We start from the raw sequence: 25,694 nt of genomic DNA, 5'->3' as shown, positions 1-25,694 counted from the left end.
ATTTTAAGCATAAGATTGGAGAGAAAAAGGGTGAAAACGTACATCGTTCGTAGGTTATTACAAATGATTCCTACACTATTTGGAACGTCAATTATTATCTTTTTCCTGTTCGCACTTCTTCCGGGGGATTATATTGATTCGAATCCTAAGATTACACCGCAAAGGGCGGAAGAACTTCGGGAATTGTACGGATTAAATAAGCCAATTGTTGAACGCTATTTTCACTGGCTAGGTAATGCGTTACAAGGAGACTTTGGTTTTTCGCTTCAATATCAAGAACCTGTAACATCATTATTAAATAAATTTATTTGGAACTCTTTTATTGTAGCAATTGTTGCATTGTTTTTTATTTGGCTAATTGCACTTATTATCGGTGTATTTTCAGCGACAAAACAACACTCTTTATTCGATAAGCTTGTAACAATTGGTATTTTTGCAGCAATGTCATTCCCTTCATTCTTTATTGGTCTATTTCTAATTAAGGTGTTTGCAGTTGACCTTAAGTTATTGCCGATTGGTGGAATGATTGATGTTGGTAGTAATTCAACAGGGTTTGCTTATGTAATAGAGGTAGCAAAACATATGGTTTTACCGGTATTTATTTTGACACTTCTTGGAGTGGGTTCATTAACTCGTTATTTTAGAACAAGTATGTTAGAGGTTGTAAGACAAGATTACATACGGACGGCACGAGCAAAAGGTTTAAAAGAGAAGACCGTTATTTATAAGCATGCATTAAAAAATGCGATTTTACCGGCGATTACTTTATTAGCATTTGAATTACCAGGTTTATTTTCAGGTGCGATTATTATTGAACAAATCTTTAATTGGCCAGGAATTGGTAGTATTCAATTAGAAGCACTTAATTTTAGGGATTACACAGTATTGATGGCATTTACGATGTTTCTTTCTTGTTTAACAATCGTGTCAAACTTTTTCGCGGACATTGTATATGCAGTTGTTGATCCACGTATTCGGTTGAAGTAAGGAGGGGAATTGGATGGAAACTATTACAGTGATTACAGAAAAAAAGGAGAAAAAGAGAAGAAAAAACGAATCATCACCGTGGCGACAAGCTCTTAAAAAAATAAAGAAAAATAAGATGGCACTAGTAGGATTGTATGCATTAATTTTTATGTTTTTATTTTGTTTTATAGGACCATTTTTCTCACCATATGCATCAGGAAAAATACAAGTTACATTAATTAATAAACCACCTAGTTTTTCGCATTGGCTCGGTACAGATCAGTTGGGAAGAGATATTTTAACGAGGCTTATGCAAGCAGGACGAATCTCATTAACGATTGGCCTAGCTTCTATGGTTTTATCAGTGATATTAGGAGCTGTATTAGGGGCTATTGCAGGATTTTATCGCGGCATCGTTGATAATATTATTATGCGTCTTGCCGATATTTTAATGTCGATGCCAGGATTACCGTTACTTATTATAATGGGAGCGATTTTATCAGAGTGGAAAGTACCATCTGATTATCGTCTATATGTCATTATGATTATTTTAAGTTTAGTAGGTTGGCCGGGGCTTGCGCGTCTTGTAAGAGGTCAAATTTTATCACTTAGAGAGCAAGCGTTTATGCAAGCTGCTGATGTGTTAGGGATAAAAGATTACCGAAAAATTATATATCACTTAATTCCTAATGTTTTACCAATATTAATTGTTGTATCCACATTAGGCGTTGCAGGTTCTATTTTAGGAGAGTCCGCACTAAGCTACTTAGGTCTCGGCGTTGTCCCACCTACACCATCATGGGGGAATATGATTAGTGCAGCGAACTCATTACTTGATTTCCAAAAGCGCCCGTGGTTATGGATTCCGCCTGGTTTTGCAATCTTTATAACAGTTGTATCCATTAATTTACTTGGTGATGCACTTCGTGATGCGTTAGATCCAAAGATGAGACGGTAGGTGAGGGAATATGAGTAAAGCGGTAGTAGAGCTGAAAGATTTACAAACACACTTTCAGACAGAAGAAGGAACAGTAAAAGCTGTGAATCATGTTAGTTTTTCTGTTCGAGAAGGTGAAACTGTTTGTGTTGTAGGTGAATCTGGTTGCGGGAAAAGTGTAACAGCTTTATCCATTATGGGACTTATTGCTGAATCAGGTAGTGTAGTAGGCGGAGACATTTTATATGAAGGAAAAAGTCTTTTAGGGATGAAAGAGAAAGAGCTTCGTAGTTTACGAGGGAATGATATTGCGATGATTTTCCAAGAACCGATGACATCGCTAAATCCAGTTTTTACTGTAGGGGAACAAATTGTAGAGACGTTAAGGGAGCATGAACTGCTTAGTAAAAATGAAGCATATAAGAAGGCAATTGAGTTAATTCGTAAAGTCGGTATAGCCCGCGCGGATGAAATCGTCCATTCTTATCCACACGAACTGAGCGGTGGTATGTTACAACGTATTATGATTGCTGTTGCACTTAGTTGTAATCCTAAGTTATTAATTGCTGATGAACCGACAACGGCTCTTGATGTTACGATTCAAGCTCAAATATTAGATTTATTAAGACAAGTAAAAGAGGAATTTAAAACATCCATTTTATTAATTACACATGATTTAGGCGTTGTAGCAGAAATGGCTGATTATGTTGTCGTTATGTATGGCGGGAAAGTTATTGAAGAAGCACCGGTACTAGAGATATTTCAAAATCCGAAACACCCATATACGAAAGGATTGTTGAAATCAAAACCAGTGATGGGAAAACGAATAGATAAACTATATTCTATTCCAGGGCAAGTTCCTAATTTAGTTGGTTTGGATGAGTTTTGCTACTTTAGCGGTCGTTGTGAGCATTGTATGGAAATATGTAAAGAAGAAGCACCAAATTTGAATGTACATGATGAGAATCATAAAGTAGCTTGCTGGTTATATGAGGAGCGTGCGGAACAATGAGTGAACCATTATTAGAAGTAAAAAACTTAAAAACATATTTTCCGATTAAAGGCGGCATATTTAGTAGAACGGTTGGACATGTAAAAGCAGTTGATGGAGTAAGTTTTACTATTAATAAAGGCGAAGTATTCGGTCTCGTTGGTGAATCAGGAAGCGGAAAAACGACGATAGGAAAAACAATTTTACGTCTCGTCCAAAAAACGGAGGGAGAAGTGAAATTTAAAGGACACGATGTTCATTCTCTATCAAAAGAGGAATTAAGAAAACATCGTCCTAATATGCAGCTTGTGTTTCAAGATCCATTTAGCTCATTAAATCCGAGAATGAGAATTGGAGAGGCACTTGGTGAGCCGATGTTGGCTCACGGATTAGCGACGAAAGAAAATGTTCGTGAAAAAGTAACGGAAGTATTAGAGTTATGTGGCTTAGCCCCATATCATATTGATCGGTACCCTCATGAATTTTCGGGTGGACAACGTCAACGTATCGTTATCGCAAGAGCTATGGTATTAAACCCAGAATTTATTGTAGCTGACGAACCTGTGGCAGCATTAGATGTATCTATTCAAGCACAGATCATTAATTTATTTAGTGAGCTACAGGAGAAAAAGGGACTATCTTATTTGTTCATTTCACATGATTTAAGCGTAGTAGAGCATTTATGTACGAAGATTGGAATTATGTATTTAGGAACAATTGTGGAGACAGCACCGCGTGATGAGTTATTTACGAATCCACTTCATCCGTATACAAAAGCATTGTTATCGGCTGTGCCAATACCAGATCCAACAGTGAAGCGAGAGCGAATTATACTAGAAGGGGATATTCCAAGTCCAGCAAATCCACCTTCGGGCTGTCGTTTTCATACACGTTGCCCATTCGCAACAGATGTTTGTAAACAAACAGTACCAGAATTCCGTAATGTTGGTGCAGAGCATTTTGTTGCTTGTCATCACATATAAAAGAGAAGGACTCTTTCAAAAATTGAAAGAGTCCTTTTTTTATTTACTAGATGAAGTTTGTTTCAATACAAATTGCTCGATTGCATGAGCAACACCGTGTTCATTGTTTGTTAATGTTACAACATCACATAGTTTTTTTACATCTTCTTCAGCGTTTCCCATTGCAACTGATAAACCAGCTGCTTCTAACATGGGTACATCGTTAAAATTGTCACCGATAGCAACTGTATCTTCAATTGGTATATTAAAATGGGCTGCCATTTGTTTCAGTCCATTTCCTTTATGTCCATTCTTGTCCATAATTTCTAAATTAGTAGGAGCAGATGCTGTAACCATAATATCAGTATCTTCTTGTAACATACTTAATAGCTGTGCGCGATGCCCTGCGTTAAATGTCAAAATAAAGAATTTAGATATTTCTAATTCTGGATTATTTACAACATCTTCAATCTTTTGGAAATCAGTAATTAAGTTTGACTTCTTTTGTTTTTCTGTAATTCTTTCAAGTTCCTCAAGTGTAACATCTAGTGCATGCTTGTTTTCTTCGAACGCTTGCATGACTTGATCTTGCCATGTATACGGAGAATAAACTCCTTTATTCGTATATAGTTTATAAGGGAAACCCTCAGATTCTAGTAATTTTGCAAGCTTGTATACTTTATCGTTTTGTAAACAACGCGAGTTAATTACTTTTCCATCCACATAAACAATTGCCCCATTGCTCGCTCCAACTGGAAGAGATAGTTTATACTCTTCCAATAATTTCAAAGCATCCTCTTTTGCACGGCCAGAACAAATCATGACAATATGACCAGCCTCTTTTGCAGTTTGGATAGCTTGTAAGTTCTCTTTGGAGATTTCAAGATTAGATGATAGTAGTGTACCATCCATATCTAATGCGATTAATTTCAAAATGACCACCTCTTTGTTCTTATTATACATAGTTATATAGAGGAAACATATAAACTTATCTTGGAAAGATTGTATTTTATCTCTCATAAACTATCAGTAAGAATTTGATAGATTCTACTTTATTAATGAAAGATTTATCTTACTTTGTAACAAAAGTAGAGGGAGGTATGGGGATGTTTCGTTATATGACTGTAATATTACATGAATGTTACAAACGTGGATTTAGTAGAAAATGCATTAAATCAAGGTTTTTGAAGGTGTTTATAAAAAAACGTAAAAAAAGTGTAATAAAATTTACGTAATTATATTGCAAGGTAACGATAGTTATGTTACATTAATGTTACAAACGTTACGTTATCAAATTTAATGTAACGTTAACATAAAAACTATGAAATAAACATTTCTTAGAAATTACATATAGATAACTTATTAAAAAGGAGGATACATAATATGAAAGAGCAAGTATTACAAGTAACAAAAGGTGACTTCGTAGGATCAGCAAGTGGAGCAGTAGTATTAACAGCATTAATCGTATTCCTATCAAGCGTATTAGTATAATAGAAGTTTTGTAAAAAAGAAAAAGAGAGGAGAATGCAAAATGAAAGAGCAAGTATTACAAGTAACAAAAGGTGATTTCGTAGGATCAGCAAGTGGAGCAGTAGTATTAACAGCGTTAATCGTATTCCTATCAAGCGTATTAGTATAATAGAAGTTTTGTAACAAAAAACAAATGAAGGGAGAATGCAAAATATGAAAGAGCAAGTATTACAAGTAACAAAAGGTGACTTCGTAGGATCGGCAAGTGGAGCAGTAGTATTAACAGCATTAATCGTATTTCTATCAAGCGTATTAGTATAATAGAAATTTTGTAACAAAAAACAAATGAAGGGAGAATGAAAAACATGAAGGAGCAAGTATTACAAGTAACAAAAGGTGACTTCGTAGGATCAGCAAGTGGAGCAGTAGTATTAACAGCATTAATCGTATTTTTATCAAGTGTATTAGTGTAATAGAAGTTTTAAATCTTATAAAACGAAAGGAGAATGAGGAATATGAACAGTGAACAAGTGTTACAAGTAACAAAAACAGATTTATTAGGATCATTAGGTGGAGCGGTAGTATTAACATCATTTATTCTATTCCTTGCAAAAGTATTAGTATGAGACATATAAATACAATTATTCAAAAAAAATAAAGACTCTAGCATATTAGTAAGTAATTAATATGTTGGGGTCTTTTTTATTTTTCTTCTATATATCCCTTCAAGTATTAATAGCCCCTCTATATTTTAAAGAGAAAAAAGTCGAATTTTATATGTAAGAAAAAAAGAGGAATTTGACAGAAAAAATAGAAAATTTTAAAGGTCAGAATTTGTTAGCTTGCTAACTAATTTCTATTAATTGATGTTGGAAGCGTTTTCGGTTGGTTTTAAGTATGAACCATTTAATCTATTTACAGGGGGATGAGGATTTTATGAAACAAAAATCTATGGATACGCTAGCTGCACAAATGGAGGACTTTTTTCCAGTACGTGATGTAGATCATTTGGAATTTTACGTAGGAAATGCAAAGCAATCAAGTTATTATCTTGCGAGAGCATTCGGATTCAAAATTGTGGCTTACTCTGGATTAGAAACTGGTAATCGTGAAAAAGTATCTTATGTTCTTGTGCAAAAAAACATGCGTTTCGTTGTGTCTGGGGCTTTAAGTAGTGACAATCGTATTGCAGAGTTTGTAAAGACTCATGGTGATGGCGTGAAAGATGTAGCATTACTTGTTGACGATGTTGATAAAGCATACTCAGAAGCAGTGAAACGTGGTGCCGTCGCAATTGCTCCGCCTGTAGAGTTAACAGATGAGAACGGTACATTGAAAAAAGCAGTTATTGGTACGTATGGTGATACAATTCATACGCTTGTAGAGCGTAAAAATTATAAAGGGACATTTATGCCAGGATTCCAAAAGGCTGAATTTGATATTCCATTTGAAGAGTCAGGTTTAATTGCTGTAGACCATGTAGTTGGTAATGTTGAAAAGATGGAAGAGTGGGTTAGTTATTACGAGAACGTTATGGGCTTTAAACAAATGATCCATTTTGATGATGATGATATTAGTACAGAGTATTCAGCATTAATGTCGAAGGTTATGACAAATGGAAGTCGTATTAAGTTCCCTATTAACGAGCCAGCAGATGGAAAGAGAAAATCACAAATTCAAGAATATCTAGAGTTCTATAATGGAGCAGGTGTACAGCATCTTGCTTTACTAACAAATGACATTGTTAAAACAGTAGAAGCGCTACGTGCAAATGGTGTGGAGTTTTTAGATACACCAGATACTTATTATGATGAGTTAACTGCACGAGTTGGAAAAATTGATGAGGAAATTGATAAGTTGAAAGAATTAAAGATTTTAGTAGATCGCGATGATGAAGGATACTTACTACAAATCTTTACGAAACCAATTGTAGATCGTCCAACTTTATTTATTGAAATCATTCAGCGTAAAGGTTCTCGTGGATTTGGAGAAGGAAACTTTAAAGCATTATTCGAATCAATTGAAAGAGAACAAGAGCGTCGCGGGAATTTATAAAATTTATATCCACCAGCAATAATTCTTTTGCTGGTGGAAATTTCATTTTCATAAGGAGGAATCATGATGAAATTTGTTACATTTCGTCTTCCTTCAAAAGAAATGCGAGCTGGATGGCTTGAAGGTGACAAAGTAATCGATATGAATCTTGCTAGTGATGGGAAATTACCTTCTTCTATGTTCGCCTTTTTAGAGAAAGCGGATGAGTATGTAGAAGTATTGCGTAATATTAAGAACCCGGAAAAGGGCATATATTCTTTAGAGGAAGTGCAATTAGCAGCAGCGATTCCTAATCCGAGTAGTATTCGGGATTTTTACGCGTTTGAGCAGCATGTAAAAACGGCACGTGGCCGAAGAGGGCTAGATGTTGTACCAGAATGGTATGATATCCCGGTTTTTTATTTTACGAACCATCGTGCTGTAATTGGTCCGAATGATGTTGTAATTTGTCCGAAAAAATCTGAAAAACTTGATTATGAGTTAGAGATTGCTTGCGTAATCGGGAAAGAAGGAAGAAATATTTCTCGTGAGCAAGCAGAGGAATACATTTTTGGTTATTGTATTATGAATGATTGGAGTGCAAGGGACTTACAAGCAACAGAAATGAAGGTAGGACTTGGTCCAGCGAAAGGAAAAGATTTTGCAACTTCATTAGGAGCGCACCTTGTTACGAAAGAGGAATTAGATATTTATCGCAACGGTGACCGTTATGAGTTAGAGATGACTGCTCATGTGAATGGAAAGCTATTATCAAAAGGGAACTTCCAAGATATTTACTATACATTTGCTGAAATGATTGAACGTGCTTCGGAAGATGTTACGTTATACCCAGGTGATGTGATTGGTTCTGGGACAGTAGGAACAGGTTGTATTTTAGAACTAGGTACAGAAGAGTGGCTGCAAGATGGTGATGTGGTAGAGCTTACGATTACTGGTTTAGGTACATTACGTAATACGGTCAAAAAAGAAAAGGAAGCAGGTGATGAGCATGTTTTATCGTCACATGGGGGAGCTACCTCATAAACGACATGTACAATTCCGTAAAAAAGATGGATCGCTTTATCGTGAACAGGTAATGGGAACAAAAGGTTTTTCTGGTACGCAATCTATTTTGTATCATCATTATATGCCAACGGAAGTAGGGCATGCAGCATTATCACATTCTTGTCAGTTGCAGTATGAAGAAGATGTTGCTCTTTCTCATCGTCACTTTCGCACGAAAGAAAATAAAAAAAGTGGTGATGCAGTAAGTGGCAGAAACTTTATACTTGGAAATGAAGATTTATTAATCGGAGTAGTGACTCCGACAGAAAAAATGGATTATTTCTACCGTAATGGTGATGGCGATGAAATGTTGTTTGTCCATTACGGAACAGGAAAAATTGAAACAATGTTCGGAACGATTCACTATCGAAAAGGTGATTATGTAACAATCCCAATTGGAACGATTTATCGTGTTATTCCAGATGAAGGAGAGACTAAGTTTCTTGTTGTAGAGGCAAATAGTCAAATTACAACACCGCGTCGCTATCGTAATGAATATGGACAATTGTTAGAGCATAGCCCGTTTTGTGAGAGAGATATTCGTGGCCCGGAAAAATTAGAGACGTATGATGAAAAAGGTGAGTTTGTCGTAATGACAAAGTCACGAGGATATATGCACAAACATGTTTTAGGACACCATCCGTTAGATGTAGTTGGATGGGATGGTTATTTATATCCCTGGGTCTTTAATGTAGAGGATTTTGAGCCAATCACAGGTCGTATTCATCAGCCACCTCCAGTACATCAAACGTTCGAGGGTCACAATTTCGTTATTTGTTCTTTCGTACCACGTTTATATGACTATCATCCAGAATCTATTCCGGCACCGTATTATCATAGTAACGTGAATAGCGATGAAGTACTGTACTATGTAGAAGGTAACTTTATGAGCCGAAAAGGTGTGGAGGAAGGGTCTATTACACTTCATCCGAGCGGCATTCCTCACGGTCCACATCCTGGGAAAACAGAGGCGAGTATAGGGAAAAAAGAAACGCTTGAATTAGCTGTTATGATAGATACATTCCGTCCGCTTCGTATTGTAAAACAAGCACATGAAACAGAAGATGAAAAATATATGTATAGCTGGATTGAAGAGGGGTCATATACTGTGAAATAAATAAAAAGAGGCATGCTCAATAACGGAGCATGCCTCTTTTATGGAATCGACATGTATAATAATACCAAAAAAAGTTATAGAAAGATATATAGAAAGGATGATCAAGATAATGCGTATTCATAAGAATTTCTACTTATTTCGACAAAGATTAATGTGGTAATTTTAGTTTGAAAATTTGTATTTTTCTGATTCTATATATAATATAATTGTTGGGGAACTAAGGGGGGAATTTATGAAGAATACGTGGCGTGAATTAAGGGAGATGGACCGTAACGTATGGATTCGGTTTATTGGTGAGACGTTAAATGGAATTGCGATGATGATGTTGATGCCTTTCTTTGCGTTATATTTAAAAGATAAGGTGGATTCATTATTACAGGTTGGAGTTATTATGGCGCTTTCTCCAATTGCTGCGAGCTTTGGATCCATTATAGGTGGAAGAATTGCTGATATATATGGACGAAAGCCGATTATGATATTTTCGATGACGAGTAATGCATTATTAATGCTCGGTTTTTTATTTATAGAAGGATTTATTCCCTATGCAATTTTATCGGTTTTTTTAGGGTTAAGTAATTCTTTATTTCATCCAGCTGCATCAGCGATGGTTGCGGATGTAACGGCGCCAGAAAAAAGAACAGAAGCATATGGTTTGTTGCGGATGGGGCATAATATAGGTGCTGCAATTGGCCCGATAATGGGGGCTTCAGTAGTTATGTTGTCGAAGAACCTTGTGTTTATTATTGCCTCGTCTACGATGTTATTCTATGCATTACTTGTATTCGTTCTTATTCAAGAGACAATGCCAAAGAGTACGAATAAGGAAGAGGATAACGAAAAGGAATCAGGAGTGGTGTGGAAAATTGTATTGCGAGATAAGGCACTTATGATTTATTTATTAGCAGGTATCATTATTTCGATGGGATTTTCTCAAACAGAAGGCATGTTGCCATTGCATTTTGATAATGAAATGAAAGATATTTTTGGAACTAACAATCCATACCCATATTTAATGGCGTTAAACGGACTATTAGTTGTGTTGTTCCAATTTCAAATTTCAAAATGGGCCACAGATAAACCTGTCGGAAAGACGATGTTATATGGTGCATGTTTGTTCGGGATAGGTTTGTTTTTTATAGGCTGGTTACCGAAGTGGTTTGGAGGATTAGATACAAATGCTACAATTATTTTAATAATGTTACTGTTTGTGTATGCCATATATACATTAGGCGAGATGATTATGTCGCCTGTACAGATGACGTTTGTAGCGAATTTGGCCCCTGAGCATTTAAGAGGGACTTATATGGGGGCTGCAAGTTTGCAGTGGATTACAGGAAATGCATTTGGTCCACTTCTTGGGGGGGTTTTATTAGATCGATTACTTGGTCACTTCCTATTTACAATTTTAGCTATAGGATGTGTAGTTGCAGGCGGTGTATATATTTCTTTAGATCGTCTCGTTGAACAAAGGCAAAAAGGCACACTAACCAAACAATCTTCTTAATGATTAGATGACATACACAAAAAAGGGATTTCTACATATTTTAGGTACATAACTAGATTGGGTTGCAATTTTATCCCACTTTAATGGGCAGTAAGACCCCCACCTCAAAATTCAGCGAAAGTAAGGAATTTAGGTGGGGGATCAACTGCCCATTAAAGTCCGATTGGTTCAACTAATAATCAGTAGGGGATGAAGCCCCCCACTGATTAAAGTTTCACTTTATATATTTATGAAGAAAGTTAAGTGGAAAAAGTATAGAGAACCAATAAGTGGTGTCATTTAATTATTTGTGGAAGTTGCATTTTATTTCAAATAGGAACTACCTATTTTTATAAAAAGTGCTAAAATAGAAAAATGAAAACAATTGGTTAGGGTGATTTCAGTGACAAAAATTAAATTAGGTTTATTATATGGTGGAAAATCAGCTGAGCATCAAGTTTCGTTACAAACGGCTCTTGCTGCTATTAAAGCATTAAATCAAGATAAATTCGAGATTCATCCAATTTATATTACAGAACAAGGTCAATGGATACGCGGTGAACGTATTGAAGGTGAAGTAGCAAATGTTGAAGTTCTAAAAATGAGCGGTGCAGAAAATGCGATTTCTCCGTTATCTTTAAGCACAGAAATCATTCCATCTGCAAATGCTGAGGAAAATGCTATCGACGTTATTTTTCCATTACTACATGGACCAAATGGTGAAGATGGAACGGTTCAAGGTTTATTAGAATTAATGAACATTCCTTATGTAGGAAATGGTGTTCTAGCATCTGCTGCTGGTATGGATAAAGTTGTTATGAAAAACATTTTCGCAGAAGCTGGATTAAAACAAGCGAAATATGCATCATTCATTCGTAGCGGATGGGAAAAAGATCGTGAAACAGCATATGAAAAAGTAGAAGAAGTATTAGGATACCCTTGCTTCGTAAAACCAGCAAACCTTGGTTCAAGTGTTGGGATTAATAAGTGTAAAAATCGTGAAGAGCTTGAGAATGCATTTGAAGAGGCATTCCAATTTGACCGTAAAATTATTGTAGAAGAGAATATCATTGGACGTGAAGTAGAAGTTGGTGTACTAGGTAATGATGAACCGAAATGTTCAGTTGTAGGTGAAATTGTACCTAAAAAAGACTTCTATGATTATAAGTCGAAATACATCGATGGTGATACAGCATTAATTATCCCAGCTGAAATGACAGAAGAAGAGTCTAATGTTATTAAGCGAGATGCGATTGTTGCCTTCCAATCGTTAGATGGTGCTGGCTTAACGCGAGCTGATTTCTTCTTAACGAAAGATGGAGAAGTATATATTAACGAAGTGAATACGATGCCAGGATTTACGCCGTTTAGTATGTTCCCTCTACTGTGGCAACATACTGGATTACCGTATCCGGAATTAATTGAAGAGCTAATTCGTTTAGCAATGGAGCGTCACGAAGAAAAACAAAAAATTAAATATACAATCTAACAAAAAAGGAGGAGGCACTATTCGCAGGAATAGTGCTTCCTCTATGTAAGGAGTGTTTTCATGATAAATCGAACGTTAAAACAAGTAGAACAAATGATAAATGGTACGGGATTAGCAGAGCAGTATGAGGGAATTACTATACAAGGGGTGTCTATTGATACGAGAAAAATCGAAAAAGGAAACCTATATGTTCCGATTCAAGGTGAACGTTTCGATGGACATGCTTTTGTAGATAAAGCTGTTGAAAATGGAGCTGTGGCGACATTATGGGTGAAAGATGTAGCAAATCCACCTGAGAATCTTCCGGTTATTTTTGTAGAAGACACGCTATCAGCATTACAAATGTTAGCGAAACACTATCGCGATCAATTGGATGTTAAAGTGATTGGTGTGACAGGTAGTAACGGTAAAACATCTACAAAAGATATTGTAACAAGTCTTCTTGCAACTAAATTCAAAGTTCAAAAAACAGAAGGAAACTTCAATAATCATATCGGGCTACCTCTTACTATTTTAAACTTAGAAGAAAATACAGAAGTAGCTGTATTAGAAATGGGAATGTCAAGCCGCGGAGAAATTGAATTCTTATCTAAGTTAGCTCGTCCAAATGCAGCTATCATTACGAACATTGGTGAAGCACATTTAATGGACTTAGGCTCTCGTGAGGCAATTGCCGAAGCGAAATTAGAAATCGTGACAGGATTACAAGAAGGTGGAGTGTTCGTATATAACGGAGACGAGCCATTATTAACGAATCGTGTTCCTGAAATGAATTTAATAGCTGAAACAGTTACGTTTGGTGATGCTAGAGCAAATGATTATTATCCAACGACTGTAACGTTACAAGCAACTGGGACGCATTTTAAAATGAATAGAGAAGAAAACATTTCATTCTATCTACCCGTATTAGGGAAACACAATGTGTATAATACGCTTGCTTCTATGGCAATTGCGAAATACTTTGGTGTAACGTGGGAAGAGATGAAAGAAGGTTTAGTAACACTTCAAATGACGGGCATGCGTATGGAAATTGTAAAAACAGACAGTGGATTAACAATCATCAATGATGCCTATAATGCAAGTCCAACAGCTATGGAAGCGGCATTCCACCTAATGAATGGTTTAGATGGATTCTCTAAAAAAATTGTTGTTCTCGGTGATATGTTAGAGCTTGGAGATCAAGAAGTGCAGTTTCATTATGAAGTAGGTAAATTAATTGATCCAGCAAAAATCTCCTATGTGTTCACATATGGTAAATTAGGGGCTCAAATTGCTGAGGGAGCGAAAATTAATTTCCCTAACGAACGTGTAAAGGCTTATGATAATAAAGAAGAGTTAGTAAAAGAGTTGCAAGCAGTAGTCGATACAAAAGATGTTGTATTAGTAAAAGCATCTCGCGGTATGAAATTGGAAGAAGTAATTACGATGTTGAAATAATTGGTGTATATAAATAGGGATGATAGCTACGAAAATAGAAGAAACTTATAATAAGCGCTTACAGTAAATATAAAAAAATAAAAGTGAAGAAAAAAACTCTTAATATGAAAATAAGGTAACAGTTGGGTTTGCTTTTTGCACATACAAAACTTATAATTGATAAAGTGTAATAACGTTTAGAAGTATTTTCGTGAAGAATATACGCCCGTTTATATACGTGAGCATTCAGGAAAAGGGCTTTTCCGCAAATTCGGAAAACGCCTTTTTTTAAATGATAAGTATAGGATAGAAAAGGAGAAGTAACATTGACAACATTTCGAGAATTAGGATTAAGTGATTCTTTACTGCAATCTGTTGAAAGTATGGGCTTTGAAGAGGCTACGCCAATTCAAGCTGAAACAATTCCACATGCATTGCAAGGTAAGGATATTATTGGGCAAGCACAAACAGGTACAGGGAAAACAGCAGCATTCGGATTACCACTATTAGATAAAGTGGATACACATAAAGAATCGGTTCAAGGTATTGTTATTGCGCCAACGCGTGAATTAGCAATTCAAGTTGGAGAAGAGCTATACAAAATTGGTAAACATAAACGTGTTCGTATCTTACCAATTTACGGTGGTCAAGATATTAACCGCCAAATTCGTGCTCTAAAAAAACACCCACACATTATTGTTGGTACGCCGGGTCGTATTTTAGATCATATTAACCGTAAAACACTTCGCTTACAAAACGTAGAGACAGTTGTTCTTGACGAAGCGGATGAAATGTTAAACATGGGCTTCATTGAAGATATTGAAGCAATTTTAACAGATGTGCCAGAAACACATCAAACATTACTATTCTCAGCGACAATGCCGGACCCAATTCGTCGTATTGCTGAGCGTTTCATGACTGAGCCTCAACACATTAAAGTAAAAGCAAAAGAAGTAACAATGCCAAACATTCAGCAGTTCTATTTAGAAGTGCAAGAAAAGAAAAAGTTTGACGTGTTAACACGCTTACTAGATATTCAATCTCCAGAGCTTGCGATTGTGTTCGGTCGTACAAAGCGTCGTGTTGATGAATTATCAGAGGCATTAAACTTACGTGGTTATGCTGCAGAAGGTATCCATGGTGATTTAACTCAGGCGAAACGTATGTCTGTATTACGTAAATTCAAAGAAGGTTCTATTGAAGTTCTTGTTGCAACAGACGTTGCTGCACGTGGTCTTGATATTTCAGGCGTAACACACGTATATAACTTCGATATTCCACAAGATCCAGAATCATATGTTCACCGTATTGGCCGTACTGGTCGTGCAGGTAAAAAAGGTATTGCAATGCTATTTGTAACACCACGTGAATCTGGACAATTAAAAAATATCGAGCGTACAACAAAACGTAAAATGGACCGCATGGATGCACCGACACTTGACGAGGCACTAGAAGGTCAACAACGTTTAATCGCTGAAAAACTTCAAAGCACAATTGAAAATGAAAACTTAGCATACTACAAGCGTATTGCAGAAGAAATGTTAGAAGAGAACGACTCTGTAACAGTAGTAGCTGCTGCTTTAAAAATGATGACAAAAGAGCCAGATACAACTCCAATCGCTTTAACATCAGAACCACCAGTTGTTTCAAGAGGTGGCGGTTCTAAAAAACGCGGCGGTAACGGAGGCGGATACCGTGATGGTAATCGTAATCGTAGTCGTGATGGACGCGGTGGCGATGGTCGTAACCGTGACCGCAATCGTGATGGTCGTAATCGTGACGGTAACCGTGATCGCAATCGTGAAGGTAGCCGTGATGGTAACCGTGGTCGTCGTGGCGAAGGTCAAGGACGCCCAGGATCTTCAAACGGACGCGGCGAAAGAAAACATCATAGCCGTAAGCCACAAGCTTAATAATAAAAAAAGAGAATGCCCTTTGCCGGCATTCTCTTTTTTTATTTCTGTAATTGTACATACTACATAATAACTTGTGTAGAAATGAGGTGCCACATGCTTGTAAGGCTTGGGTATGTCGCGATGAGTGTACATTTGAAAAATGCATCTCCATCTCAAACGATGACGTACGCACAGTTTCAAAAAATAGATGATCGGGAAGCGGCAATTCGTAAACTTGAAAGAATTGCTAATTCGAATTTGGAAAATTGCTTACGGTTATTAAAACATAATAAAGGCCATGATATATCCTTTTTTCGACTTAGTTCTAAGTTGATTCCTTTAGCGAATCATGAGGAGTTGTTAGAGTGGAATTATATTCGCCCATTAAAAGAAAATTTAAAAGTGCTAGGTGATTACGCTATTCGAATGAATATGCGTATTGATTTTCATCCAGATCATTTTGTTGTACTCAATTCACCTGAGGAGAATATTTTTAAACAATCTGTAAAGACGTTACAGATGCATAGAAAATTATTAAAAGGTATGGGGATTGAACATAAGCAACGATGTGTAATGCATGTTGGGGGCGGATATAAAGATAAAGAGCTTGCATTAGAGCGTTTTATAGAGAATTGGTCTAATGTCCCAAGAGGTATTCAGGAAATGATTATGTTAGAAAATGATGATACAACTTTTACGCTCGAGGATACATTATATTTAGGAGAAAAACTGGACATTCCCGTTGTATTTGATTTACATCACCATATGATGAATCATGATCGAGAAGATTGGCATGAAGATTGGGCGCGTGTTGTACATACGTGGGAATCGTCTTTGTTACCAGTGAAAATGCACATTTCTAGTCCTAGAGAGGGAAAAGACCCGAGAGCACATGCGGACTTTATTGATGTAGATACTTTTTTATCTTTTTTAAAAAAGATAAAGGGAAGTGTTCCGCAAATTGATTGTATGATTGAAGCGAAGATGAAGGATGAGTCTTTATTTCAACTTATGAGGGATTTAAGTGAACAAACAGATGTGGAAATTATCGATGGTGCGAGCTTTTATATTAAATGAGCTCTGCACCATCGAGTTTTTTTATTAATAAAGGGGTGCAAATACCACCAATGATCAATCCTGTTAAATGGCTGATAGGGTTGGCAGAGGGATTGAAGAAAGTGAATAGTAGTAATATACATATCATGATTGAAAAAATAGCAATGTCTTTTGGATTGGAAGAACGATATCGGCTATACAATAGAAATAACTGTGCACCTAGCAATCCGAAAATACCACCAGATGCTCCGGCATGAATATATTCATGGGGCATAATAAGATAAGAGAAAATATTTCCGAGAATGCCAGAAAGGAAAAAAATAATGATGAAAGAAAAGCGGCCTAGTTGTTTTTCAATAGAAGAGCCAAGGACGAATAAACAAATACTATTAGAAAGAAAATGTTGTAAGTCTACATGTACGAACAGGGAAGTTATGAGACGCCACCATTCTCCATTAGCGATATATTCATGATAAGCTGCCATAGGAAAGAGGAAAAAATCGCCTAACATAATCATAATGAATTGTATGAGAAGTAAAGAGATGACGATTGGTTGTAAGGAAATGCGGGCGGATGGTATGAGCATGTTATGAGTATCACTCCTTTTGCATCAGAAAGATTCTCTGTTATTCTTACAATATGAAAAAAGAAAGCTAAATAGAAGAAGGGGATTTTGAAATGATTGTAGGGATTGGAATCGATATTATTGAATTGAATCGAATTGAAAAAATGCTAGATGGAAAGCTTAAATTTATGGAGCGTATTTTAACTGAAAATGAACGTAATGTTGCTAAGGGACTGAAGGGAAGCCGCCTTACAGAGTTTGTAGCTGGAAGATTTGCAGCGAAAGAGGCGTATTCAAAAGCGGTAGGAACTGGTATTGGGAAAGAAGTGAGTTTTTTAGATATTGAAGTAAGAAATGATGATAGAGGGAAGCCGATTCTTATTACGAGTACAGAACATATTGTTCATTTATCGATTAGTCATAGTAAGGAATTTGCTGTTGCTCAAGTTGTTTTAGAAAGCTCGTCAAGCTAGTCTGCATATTTTATATCTTTGTCTCATATATTTGTGGTAGCGATAAGGAAGGTACATCTTCCATTCATTTATAGGGGCAAAGGGGCTGAAGTGATGAAAAGGCGTCTGTTTTTAGTTCTTGTCGGTTTATTAACCGTTTTTGTGTTGGCCGGTTGTATGGAAAAGAAACAAGATGATGTTGTGAGAGATTTAGAGGCGAAAGTAAAAGGGTTGAAAAGCTATCAAGCTGAAGCGAAATTATCTATTAAAACAGGGAATGAGCCTCAGGAGTATAAGGTAGAAATATGGCATAAGGAACCTTCGTTTTATCGTGTGAATTTGCAGAATGCGAAAAAAGATCAAAGTCAAATTATTTTAAGAAATGAAGAAGGAGTATTTGTATTAACGCCAGCTCTTAATAAGAGTTTTCGTTTCCAAAGTGATTGGCCGCAAAATAGTAGCCAGGCTTATTTATACGAATCGCTTGTGAGAGATATTTTACAGGATAAGAAAAACCTTACTTTTGAAAAAACAGATAAGCATTATATTTTTAAAACAAAAACAAACTATCAGCATCAAAACATGTTGCCGAGACAAGAGATTACGTTGAAGAAAAGTGATTTAACGCCAGTTTCGGTGAAGTTAATGGATAATGATCAAAATGTTCTTGTGAAAGTAGATTTCTCTAAAGTGAAATTCGACGCGAAATTTGATAAAGGTGCATTTGATACGAAACAAAATATGTCTAGAGCGCAAGTAGATGTTCAAACAACAGCGAAAGAAGACAAACCGTTTGCTATTTTATATCCACGTGATACGCCACAAGGTATGACTTTGAAAGATGAAAAAGAGTTGAAGACAGACAGTGGCAAGCGTGCAATACTCACATACACTGGAAGTAAGAAATCCTTTACTTTAATACAAGAAAAGGCAAAAGTTGCAGAGGCTTCGTCAGCAATAAGTGTGAGCGGAGAATTGGTTGATCTTGGCTTTACAATTGGAGCATTGACGAAAGACTCTTTAACGTGGTCGCATAACGGAGTAGAATATATGCTCGTGTCTAAAGGTTTAGAGCCGAAGGAGCTATTAATGGTTGCTCGTTCAGTTACAGAGAAGCAAGTGAAGTAAACTTCTTAGACGTGGTGATATATGTGCACCACGTCTTTTCTTAGTTTGAAGGGTGGATTTCATAAAAGAAGCATATAAAAGAATAAGCTTCGCATATCGTGTATAAGGAAGTGTATTTATGGAAGAAGCACCATTTTATCGTGACACTTGGGTGGAAGTGGATTTAGATGCCATTTATAACAACGTTACACATATTAAAGAATTTATCCCGAGTGATGTAGAAATTTTTGCCGTTGTTAAAGGGAATGCATATGGGCACGATTATGTACCGGTGGCTAAAACAGCATTAGAAGCGGGGGCGACAAGGTTAGCAGTTGCGTTCTTAGATGAAGCTTTAGTGCTTCGAAGAGCTGGTATTACTGCGCCAATTTTGGTGTTAGGTCCTTCTCCTCCTCGTGATATAAATGTAGCTGCTGAAAATGATGTAGCATTAACTGTTTTTCAAAAGGAATGGGTAGATGAAGCAATCAAACTTTGGGATGGTTCGTCTACGATGAAATACCATATTAATTTCGATAGTGGTATGGGGAGAATTGGAATACGTGAACGTAAAGAATTAAAAGGATTTTTAAAAAGCTTAGAAGGTGCACCATTCTTAGAGTTGGAAGGAGTTTATACGCATTTTGCAACAGCAGATGAGGTGGAGACTTCTTACTTTGATAAGCAATATAACACATTTTTGGAGCAGTTAAGTTGGTTGAAAGAATTCGGAGTGGATCCTAAGTTTGTTCATACAGCTAATAGTGCTGCAACGCTACGTTTTCAAGGGATTACATTTAATGCAGTACGAATTGGCATTGCGATGTATGGGTTATCTCCATCTGTAGAAATACGCCCTTTTTTACCGTTTAAATTAGAACCAGCGCTATCATTGCATACGAAAGTTGCTCATATTAAACAGGTGATTAAAGGGGATGGAATTAGTTATAACGTCACTTATCGAACGAAAACTGAAGAATGGATTGCGACCGTTGCAATTGGTTATGCAGATGGCTGGCTTAGAAGATTACAAGGATTTGAAGTACTTGTAAATGGTAAAAGGGTACCGATTGTAGGGCGAGTAACGATGGATCAATTCATGATTCACCTTCCTTGTGAAGTGCCTCTTGGTACGAAAGTTACACTCATTGGAAGGCAAGGAGATGAATATATTAGCGCTACAGAGGTTGCGGAATATTCAGGGACTATTAATTATGAAATTATTACGACGATCAGTTTTCGTGTGCCGAGAATATTTATACGGAATGGAAAAGTTGTGGAAGTAATTAATTATTTGAACGATATATAGAAGGTAGTATGATTTGCTTCTTGTCATGTGAGAGAACTGTTCATTGGTTAAGAATAAGTTCGTTTTTGACGAGAAGCTTTTTACTTATAGTTACTTTTAACATAATATAACGTGAATTTTGCGGAGGAACTTTCATGTTTCTTGCTTGTAATGAGATAAAAATAAAAGAATATGAATGTTTTGTTTGTGAATTGGAAAACATAAGCAAGGAATAAGGAAGTCTTTGCAACAGGCTCCATACAATGGTATTATTACAATAGGTGTCATATATATATTTGGGTGTGTAGTTGACGGTGGAGGTGTATTTTTGTGTCCGAATCAAGTGTAACTACTGAAATCGTGGTTCGGTTGCCAAAGCAAATGGTAACGGAATTGGACGGAATTGGAAAACAAGAGAATAAGAATCGCCATGAACTAATTTGCCAGGCAACACAACTGTTATTGCGTCAACATAAGACGAAGAAACGCTACCAACATGAATCAATGCGACGTGGGTACATTGAAATGGGAAAAATTAATCTTGGTATTGCATCTGAAGCTTTCTTAGCAGAGTATGAAGCAGCTCATACAGTAGAACGCTTAGTTAGCGGGGGGTAATATTTTGATTGTAAAACGCGGCGACGTGTATTTTGCAGACCTTTCCCCAGTTGTTGGTTCTGAGCAAGGAGGCGTTCGTCCGGTTCTTGTCATTCAAAATGACATCGGAAATCGTTTTAGTCCAACGGTGATTGTAGCGGCTATTACTGCACAGATTCAAAAAGCGAAATTACCCACTCATGTGGAAATTGATGCGAAAAAGTACGGTTTTGAGAGAGATTCTGTTATTTTACTTGAGCAGATTCGAACAATCGATAAGCAGCGCTTAACGGACAAAATCACTCACTTAGATGAAGTGATGATGATTCGTGTAGATGAAGCGCTACAAATTAGTTTAGGACTAATAGATTTTTAAATCGGCAGTTTAAGTTGCTCTCTTTGAAGGGCAACTTTTTTTATTATAGAGGAGGTTACGGTTGTATATGGAAATGGTAGATAATCGACAAGCGTTAATGAAAATGTTAGTGAAGGAATTAGGCTTTACCGAAAAGCAAGTTCGTCATGTTATTCAATTAACAGAAGAAGGTAACACAGTTCCATTTATTGCTCGTTACCGAAAAGAATGGACAGGCTCTTTAGATGAAGTGCAAATTCGTACAATTTTAGAGAGATGGCAATATATAATGCAGCTTGAAGATAGGAAAGAAGAGGTTCTTCGTCTTATTGATGAGAAGGGGAAACTGACAGGAGAATTACGTCAGCAAATTTTGAAAGCTACAAAGTTGCAAGAAGTAGAAGATTTATATCGTCCATATAAAGAAAAGAGAAGAACGAAAGCAACGATTGCAAAAGAAAAAGGATTAGAGCCATTGGCTGAATGGTTATTGTTATATACGAAAGAAGATCCGAATCAGAAGGCAATGGAGTTTATAAATGCCGAGAAAGAAGTGCAATCTGCAGAAGAAGCATTACAAGGTGCTCAAGACATCATTGCAGAAATCGTTTCAGATGAAGCGGCATATCGTAGTTGGATTCGGAATGTTACTTTTAGAAAAGGTGTTATGTCTTCGGTTGTAAAAGATGAAGAGAAAGATGAAAAGAATATATATGAAATGTATTACGATTATGAAGAACCGTTGCAGAAAGTAGTACCGCATCGCGTGTTAGCGATGAATCGCGGTGAGAAAGAAGATATATTGAGAGTTTCTGTTGTTCCGCCAGTAGATGAGATAGTAACTTTCTTATATAAGAAAGTAATTCGCGATAACGATTCAAAAAGTGCACAGTATGTAAAGTTAGCAATTGAGGATGGTTATAAAAGATTAATTCAATCCTCTATTGAAAGAGAGATTCGAAAAGAATTAACAGAAACAGCTGAGGAACAAGCGATACATATTTTCTCTGAGAACTTACGTAATTTGTTATTACAACCTCCAATGAAAGGAAAGGTTGTGTTAGCTGTAGACCCTGCATATAGAACGGGGTGTAAATTAGCTATTGTAGACGATACGGGGAAAGTTTTATATATTGATGTTATTTATCCGCATCCACCAGTGCGTAAATATGAAGATGCCAAAGCGAAAGTTCTTTCTATTATAGATAAATACCAAGTTGAGATGATTGCGATTGGGAATGGTACAGCTTCTAGAGAATCGGAAGAATTTATAGTTGATGTATTACAAAATGTGAAACGAGAAGTCTTCTATATTATTGTGAACGAAGCTGGTGCGAGTGTGTATTCGGCTTCTGATTTAGCCCGTGAGGAATTCCCGGATTTACAGGTTGAAGAAAGAAGTGCGGTTTCTATCGGTAGACGTCTGCAAGATCCACTTGCTGAACTTGTAAAGATTGATCCTAAATCAGTTGGGGTTGGACAATATCAGCATGATGTATCTCAAAAAAGATTAAATGAATCATTAACGTTTGTAGTAGAGACAGCAGTTAACCAAGTCGGTGTGAATGTAAATACAGCTTCAGTTGCATTGTTGCAATATGTTTCAGGCTTATCAAAAACTGTTGCGAAAAATATTGTAGCAAAGCGTGAAGAAGAAGGGAAATTTACAAAAAGAACAGACTTAAAGAAAATACCACGTCTAGGTGCGAAGACATATGAACAATGTATAGGTTTCTTGCGTATATTAGAAGGGGCAAATCCGTTAGACCGTACAGGTATTCATCCGGAACAATATAAAAATGTTGAATTGTTATTAAAGAGTCTAGGGTTATCAAAAGATGACGTAGGGCAACCACAATTACAAAAGAGTTTAGAAGAAGTGGAGATTTCTAAGTTGTCGGAAGAAACGGGAATTGGAGAGCCGACATTAGTCGATATTATAGATGCACTCATTAGTCCAGAGCGAGACATGAGGGATGAGTTGCCTAAACCGCTTCTGAAAAAAGGGATTTTGAAATTAGAAGATTTAAAACGTGGTATGGAACTGGAAGGAACAGTACGTAACGTTGTTGATTTTGGTGCTTTTGTTGATGTAGGTGTGAAACAAGATGGGTTAGTACATATTTCTAAACTAAGCAAACAATATGTGAAGCATCCGTTAGATGTTGTATCTGTTGGACAAATCGTCAAAGTATGGGTAGATGATATTGATACGAAAAAAGGTCGTGTTGCATTATCTATGTTGCCAATTGAATAGTAAGAGAAGAGAGCAGATGAAACTGCTCTTTTTTTATAGGGCAAAACGTGTAATGGATTAGGAACTTTGATGTATTTTGCTATAATAAAACCAGCATTCATTTAATAATTTAATTTGATACCGGTTTTTTTCAAAATATGCGCGTTGCATTTGTTTTTTAAGCCATGTAGGCATAGGAATCCCTCCTTGTTTAATCCTACTCTCATAAATGTAAGGTACTATTGATGAGAGGTTGGTGAGTGGATTTCTATTTTTGCTATGTTTTTAGAAACCACGCTTCTTGAATGAGGATGGGTATATGTACTATTTAATATATGTATAAGAGAGGAGAAAAGTGTAAAAATATTTTTTTGTTTAGGAGGAATGAAAATGGATGAGCAAGAAATACAGCGGCTAGTGGAAGAAGTATCGCTACAATATTTCGGAATGCCATTTTTACATAAGGCGATGTTTAATAGTAGATTGCGCACAACTGGTGGGCGTTATCTATTGAATACACACAATATTGAACTGAATTATCGATATTACGAAATGTATGGGAAAGAAGAATTAGTTGGAATTGTTAAACATGAACTTTGTCATTATCACTTACATATTACAGGAAGAGGGTATAAGCATCGGGATAAGGATTTTCGAGAACTATTAAAGGCAGTTGATGCACCGCGCTTTTGTAAACGTATGGTGAATGCAGAGAAAGAAAAAAGGGTTTATGTGTATGAATGTATGGAGTGTTTGCTTCAATATGTAAGAAGACGTCAAATTAATACGAAAAGATATGTCTGCGGAAAGTGTAAAGGTAAACTAAATCTGATAAAGAAAACATCTTGACAGTGAAAACGCAATCCAGTATATTATAAACATGTCACGTTTGTACAAGATGTTGTGAAAAAACCTCTTGACTTACGATGAGAATTTTTATAAGATACAAATTGTCTTTATTATTCCGCAGTAGCTCAGTGGTAGAGCTATCGGCTGTTAACCGATCGGTCGTAGGTTCGAGTCCTACCTGCGGAGCCATACAGAGAAGTACCCAAGTGGCTCAAGGGGCTCCCCTGCTAAGGGAGTAGATCGCGAACGCGGTGCGAGGGTTCGAATCCCTTCTTCTCTGCCATTCATATTGGCCCGTTGGTCAAGTGGTTAAGACACCGCCCTTTCACGGCGGTAACACGGGTTCGAATCCCGTACGGGTCACCACTTCGGAGGATTAGCTCAGCTGGGAGAGCACCTGCCTTACAAGCAGGGGGTCGGCGGTTCGATCCCGTCATCCTCCACCATAATATTATAATGAAAAGTAAAATGATATTAATGTAAAGATTAAATGGTCCCGTGGTGTAGTGGTTAACATGCCTGCCTGTCACGCAGGAGATCGCCGGTTCGACCCCGGTCGGGACCGCCATTTTAACTTCTGCTAATTAGCAGTTGTTTTTTATTGGTCATTATGGTACAATAACATTTGTCTTTGAAAAGAAGATAAGTATTTCGATGGGCTATAGCCAAGCGGTAAGGCAACGGACTTTGACTCCGTCATGCGCTGGTTCGAATCCAGCTAGCCCAGCCATTTACGAGCCATTAGCTCAGTTGGTAGAGCATCTGACTTTTAATCAGAGGGTCGAAGGTTCGAGTCCTTCATGGCTCACTTTTGTTTTTTCCGCGCGGTCGTGGCGGAACGGCAGACGCGCTAGGTTGAGGGCCTAGTGGGGGAAACCCCGTGGAGGTTCAAGTCCTCTCGGCCGCATCAAAAATCTTTTTAAAAAAAGTACTTGCATTTGAAAATGTAGTATGATAAGATAATTGAGTCGCCAAAATACAACGACGAAAAAACATCATGAATAAGCGCCCGTAGCTCAATTGGATAGAGCGTTTGACTACGGATCAAGAGGTTAGGGGTTCGACTCCTCTCGGGCGCGCCAATTACGGGAAGTGGCTCAGCTTGGTAGAGCACCTGGTTTGGGACCAGGGGGTCGCAGGTTCAAATCCTGTCTTCCCGACCACGCGGGTGTAGTTTAGTGGTAAAACAAGAGCCTTCCAAGCTCTGGTCGAGAGTTCGATTCTCTTCACCCGCTTTTAGTTCTTTGAAAACTGAACGAAACAAACAACGTGAAACGTCAATTTTTATTTTAGATGCTAGACAAACTAACTTTATTGGAGAGTTTGATCCTGGCTCAGGATGAACGCTGGCGGCGTGCCTAATA

The 25,694-nt window shown here is 37.0% G+C and carries 27 protein-coding genes and 11 tRNA genes; 35 read left to right on the top strand and 3 right to left on the bottom strand.

Annotated elements, in window-relative coordinates; translation table 11 throughout:
- The first annotated feature begins 30 nt into the window (after nucleotides 1-30).
- From AC0L0O_RS28005 to AC0L0O_RS27990, 4 genes are read left to right on the top strand one after another with little or no spacing between them, the layout of a single operon-like run.
- The gene (locus AC0L0O_RS28005) at nucleotides 31-987 is read left to right on the top strand and encodes an ABC transporter permease (protein WP_000860742.1); all 957 of its coding nucleotides are present in this window, start codon (nucleotides 31-33) and stop codon (nucleotides 985-987) included.
- Nucleotides 988-1,000: 13 nt separating this feature from the next.
- Nucleotides 1,001-1,924 (top strand): oligopeptide ABC transporter permease, encoded by a 924-nt coding sequence (gene opp4C, locus AC0L0O_RS28000; protein ID WP_000447987.1) that lies wholly within the window; start codon nucleotides 1,001-1,003, stop codon nucleotides 1,922-1,924.
- Nucleotides 1,925-1,934: 10 nt separating this feature from the next.
- Nucleotides 1,935-2,915, top strand: a complete 981-nt coding sequence (locus AC0L0O_RS27995; RefSeq protein ID WP_000030787.1) for an ABC transporter ATP-binding protein — start codon at nucleotides 1,935-1,937, stop codon at nucleotides 2,913-2,915.
- Entirely contained in the window at nucleotides 2,912-3,877 is a 966-nt protein-coding gene (locus tag AC0L0O_RS27990; RefSeq protein ID WP_001294508.1) for an ABC transporter ATP-binding protein, read from the top strand. The genes AC0L0O_RS27995 and AC0L0O_RS27990 overlap by 4 nt, the downstream gene beginning before the upstream one ends.
- A gap of 39 nt (nucleotides 3,878-3,916) precedes the next feature.
- Here AC0L0O_RS27990 and AC0L0O_RS27985 read toward each other — a convergent pair whose 3' ends face one another.
- A complete protein-coding gene (locus tag AC0L0O_RS27985; RefSeq protein WP_000766411.1) occupies nucleotides 3,917-4,789 on the bottom strand; it encodes a Cof-type HAD-IIB family hydrolase in 873 nt (290 codons plus the stop codon).
- 450 nt (nucleotides 4,790-5,239) lie between these two features.
- Between AC0L0O_RS27985 and AC0L0O_RS27980 the strand changes: the two genes are divergently transcribed.
- From AC0L0O_RS27980 to uvsE, 13 genes are all read left to right on the top strand, one after another.
- The gene (locus AC0L0O_RS27980; protein WP_000664237.1) at nucleotides 5,240-5,347 is read left to right on the top strand and encodes a DUF3948 family protein; all 108 of its coding nucleotides are present in this window, start codon (nucleotides 5,240-5,242) and stop codon (nucleotides 5,345-5,347) included.
- Nucleotides 5,348-5,387: 40 nt separating this feature from the next.
- On the top strand, nucleotides 5,388-5,495 hold the full coding sequence (locus AC0L0O_RS27975) for a DUF3948 family protein (protein WP_000664237.1): 108 nt from the start codon (nucleotides 5,388-5,390) through the stop codon (nucleotides 5,493-5,495).
- Nucleotides 5,496-5,539: 44 nt separating this feature from the next.
- Nucleotides 5,540-5,647, top strand: coding sequence for a DUF3948 family protein (locus AC0L0O_RS27970; RefSeq protein WP_000664237.1), 108 nt, complete (start codon nucleotides 5,540-5,542; stop codon nucleotides 5,645-5,647).
- Nucleotides 5,648-5,682: 35 nt separating this feature from the next.
- On the top strand, nucleotides 5,683-5,799 hold the full coding sequence (locus AC0L0O_RS27965; RefSeq protein WP_001984868.1) for a DUF3948 family protein: 117 nt from the start codon (nucleotides 5,683-5,685) through the stop codon (nucleotides 5,797-5,799).
- A gap of 33 nt (nucleotides 5,800-5,832) precedes the next feature.
- The gene (locus AC0L0O_RS27960; RefSeq protein WP_001984893.1) at nucleotides 5,833-5,952 is read left to right on the top strand and encodes a DUF3948 family protein; all 120 of its coding nucleotides are present in this window, start codon (nucleotides 5,833-5,835) and stop codon (nucleotides 5,950-5,952) included.
- Between the two features lie 310 nt (nucleotides 5,953-6,262).
- On the top strand, nucleotides 6,263-7,381 hold the full coding sequence (gene hppD, locus AC0L0O_RS27955) for a 4-hydroxyphenylpyruvate dioxygenase (protein ID WP_000810913.1): 1,119 nt from the start codon (nucleotides 6,263-6,265) through the stop codon (nucleotides 7,379-7,381).
- 66 nt (nucleotides 7,382-7,447) lie between these two features.
- Entirely contained in the window at nucleotides 7,448-8,404 is a 957-nt protein-coding gene (locus tag AC0L0O_RS27950) for a fumarylacetoacetate hydrolase family protein (protein ID WP_000674019.1), read from the top strand.
- A complete protein-coding gene (locus tag AC0L0O_RS27945; RefSeq protein WP_000499919.1) occupies nucleotides 8,370-9,542 on the top strand; it encodes a homogentisate 1,2-dioxygenase in 1,173 nt (390 codons plus the stop codon). Before AC0L0O_RS27950 ends, AC0L0O_RS27945 begins: the two co-directional genes overlap by 35 nt.
- A 232-nt stretch (nucleotides 9,543-9,774) precedes the next feature.
- Nucleotides 9,775-11,046 carry an MDR family MFS transporter gene (locus AC0L0O_RS27940; RefSeq protein WP_087963764.1) on the top strand — a complete coding sequence of 424 codons (1,272 nt, stop codon included), beginning with the start codon at nucleotides 9,775-9,777 and terminating at the stop codon, nucleotides 11,044-11,046.
- 382 nt (nucleotides 11,047-11,428) lie between these two features.
- Complete coding sequence (locus AC0L0O_RS27935; RefSeq protein WP_000161413.1) at nucleotides 11,429-12,514, top strand: D-alanine--D-alanine ligase; 1,086 nt, start codon at nucleotides 11,429-11,431, stop codon at nucleotides 12,512-12,514.
- 60 nt (nucleotides 12,515-12,574) lie between these two features.
- Nucleotides 12,575-13,951, top strand: coding sequence for a UDP-N-acetylmuramoyl-tripeptide--D-alanyl-D-alanine ligase (gene murF, locus AC0L0O_RS27930; protein ID WP_000610675.1), 1,377 nt, complete (start codon nucleotides 12,575-12,577; stop codon nucleotides 13,949-13,951).
- Between the two features lie 305 nt (nucleotides 13,952-14,256).
- On the top strand, nucleotides 14,257-15,843 hold the full coding sequence (gene cshA / locus AC0L0O_RS27925) for a degradosome RNA helicase CshA (RefSeq protein WP_000206587.1): 1,587 nt from the start codon (nucleotides 14,257-14,259) through the stop codon (nucleotides 15,841-15,843).
- A gap of 96 nt (nucleotides 15,844-15,939) precedes the next feature.
- The gene (uvsE, locus tag AC0L0O_RS27920; protein WP_000961155.1) at nucleotides 15,940-16,902 is read left to right on the top strand and encodes a UV DNA damage repair endonuclease UvsE; all 963 of its coding nucleotides are present in this window, start codon (nucleotides 15,940-15,942) and stop codon (nucleotides 16,900-16,902) included.
- Here the strand turns inward: uvsE and AC0L0O_RS27915 are convergent.
- Entirely contained in the window at nucleotides 16,895-17,467 is a 573-nt protein-coding gene (locus AC0L0O_RS27915) for a rhomboid family intramembrane serine protease (protein ID WP_000906926.1), read from the bottom strand. The two genes, uvsE and AC0L0O_RS27915, sit on opposite strands and share 8 nt — an antisense overlap.
- 92 nt (nucleotides 17,468-17,559) lie before the next feature.
- Here AC0L0O_RS27915 and acpS point away from each other — a divergent pair, with 92 nt between their 5' ends.
- The 6 genes from acpS (at nucleotide 17,560) to AC0L0O_RS27885 (ending at nucleotide 23,502) form a co-directional block, all read left to right on the top strand.
- The gene (gene acpS / locus AC0L0O_RS27910; RefSeq protein ID WP_000635040.1) at nucleotides 17,560-17,919 is read left to right on the top strand and encodes a holo-ACP synthase; all 360 of its coding nucleotides are present in this window, start codon (nucleotides 17,560-17,562) and stop codon (nucleotides 17,917-17,919) included.
- Nucleotides 17,920-18,075: 156 nt separating this feature from the next.
- Nucleotides 18,076-19,026, top strand: a complete 951-nt coding sequence (locus AC0L0O_RS27905) for a LolA family protein (protein ID WP_025388382.1) — start codon at nucleotides 18,076-18,078, stop codon at nucleotides 19,024-19,026.
- 118 nt (nucleotides 19,027-19,144) lie between these two features.
- Complete coding sequence (alr, locus tag AC0L0O_RS27900) at nucleotides 19,145-20,314, top strand: alanine racemase (protein ID WP_000390600.1); 1,170 nt, start codon at nucleotides 19,145-19,147, stop codon at nucleotides 20,312-20,314.
- Between the two features lie 309 nt (nucleotides 20,315-20,623).
- Complete coding sequence (locus AC0L0O_RS27895) at nucleotides 20,624-20,911, top strand: antitoxin EndoAI (protein WP_000004570.1); 288 nt, start codon at nucleotides 20,624-20,626, stop codon at nucleotides 20,909-20,911.
- A gap of 4 nt (nucleotides 20,912-20,915) precedes the next feature.
- On the top strand, nucleotides 20,916-21,266 hold the full coding sequence (gene ndoA / locus AC0L0O_RS27890) for a type II toxin-antitoxin system endoribonuclease NdoA (protein WP_000635963.1): 351 nt from the start codon (nucleotides 20,916-20,918) through the stop codon (nucleotides 21,264-21,266).
- A 67-nt stretch (nucleotides 21,267-21,333) separates the two neighbouring features.
- Nucleotides 21,334-23,502, top strand: a complete 2,169-nt coding sequence (locus AC0L0O_RS27885; protein WP_000426225.1) for a Tex family protein — start codon at nucleotides 21,334-21,336, stop codon at nucleotides 23,500-23,502.
- A gap of 57 nt (nucleotides 23,503-23,559) precedes the next feature.
- On the opposite strand, the gene cmpA is transcribed toward AC0L0O_RS27885, so the two are convergent.
- Complete coding sequence (cmpA, locus tag AC0L0O_RS27880) at nucleotides 23,560-23,676, bottom strand: cortex morphogenetic protein CmpA (protein ID WP_001143642.1); 117 nt, start codon at nucleotides 23,674-23,676, stop codon at nucleotides 23,560-23,562.
- 195 nt (nucleotides 23,677-23,871) lie between these two features.
- On the opposite strand from cmpA, the gene AC0L0O_RS27875 reads away from it, so the two are divergent.
- From AC0L0O_RS27875 to AC0L0O_RS27820, 12 genes are all read left to right on the top strand, one after another.
- A complete protein-coding gene (locus AC0L0O_RS27875; RefSeq protein ID WP_000344248.1) occupies nucleotides 23,872-24,330 on the top strand; it encodes a SprT family protein in 459 nt (152 codons plus the stop codon).
- A gap of 114 nt (nucleotides 24,331-24,444) precedes the next feature.
- A tRNA-Asn gene (locus tag AC0L0O_RS27870) sits at nucleotides 24,445-24,519 on the top strand.
- A gap of 3 nt (nucleotides 24,520-24,522) precedes the next feature.
- A tRNA-Ser gene (locus AC0L0O_RS27865) sits at nucleotides 24,523-24,613 on the top strand.
- A gap of 8 nt (nucleotides 24,614-24,621) precedes the next feature.
- Nucleotides 24,622-24,696 (top strand) — tRNA-Glu (locus AC0L0O_RS27860).
- 4 nt (nucleotides 24,697-24,700) lie between these two features.
- Nucleotides 24,701-24,776: transfer RNA gene (locus tag AC0L0O_RS27855), tRNA-Val, on the top strand.
- 46 nt (nucleotides 24,777-24,822) lie between these two features.
- Nucleotides 24,823-24,898 (top strand) — tRNA-Asp (locus tag AC0L0O_RS27850).
- A gap of 87 nt (nucleotides 24,899-24,985) precedes the next feature.
- Nucleotides 24,986-25,060: transfer RNA gene (locus tag AC0L0O_RS27845), tRNA-Gln, on the top strand.
- Between the two features lie 5 nt (nucleotides 25,061-25,065).
- A tRNA-Lys gene (locus AC0L0O_RS27840) sits at nucleotides 25,066-25,138 on the top strand.
- 16 nt (nucleotides 25,139-25,154) lie between these two features.
- Nucleotides 25,155-25,237, top strand: a tRNA-Leu gene (locus AC0L0O_RS27835).
- 98 nt (nucleotides 25,238-25,335) lie between these two features.
- Nucleotides 25,336-25,412: transfer RNA gene (locus AC0L0O_RS27830), tRNA-Arg, on the top strand.
- Between the two features lie 4 nt (nucleotides 25,413-25,416).
- Nucleotides 25,417-25,493 (top strand) — tRNA-Pro (locus AC0L0O_RS27825).
- A gap of 1 nt (nucleotide 25,494) precedes the next feature.
- Nucleotides 25,495-25,565 (top strand) — tRNA-Gly (locus AC0L0O_RS27820).
- Nucleotides 25,566-25,694 lie beyond the last annotated feature (129 nt).

Source organism: Bacillus sp. GS3m_15504 (genome assembly GCF_055825275.1).
Note: the sequence above shows the minus strand (reverse complement) of the source record. Positions and strands in the feature narration are given on the sequence as shown.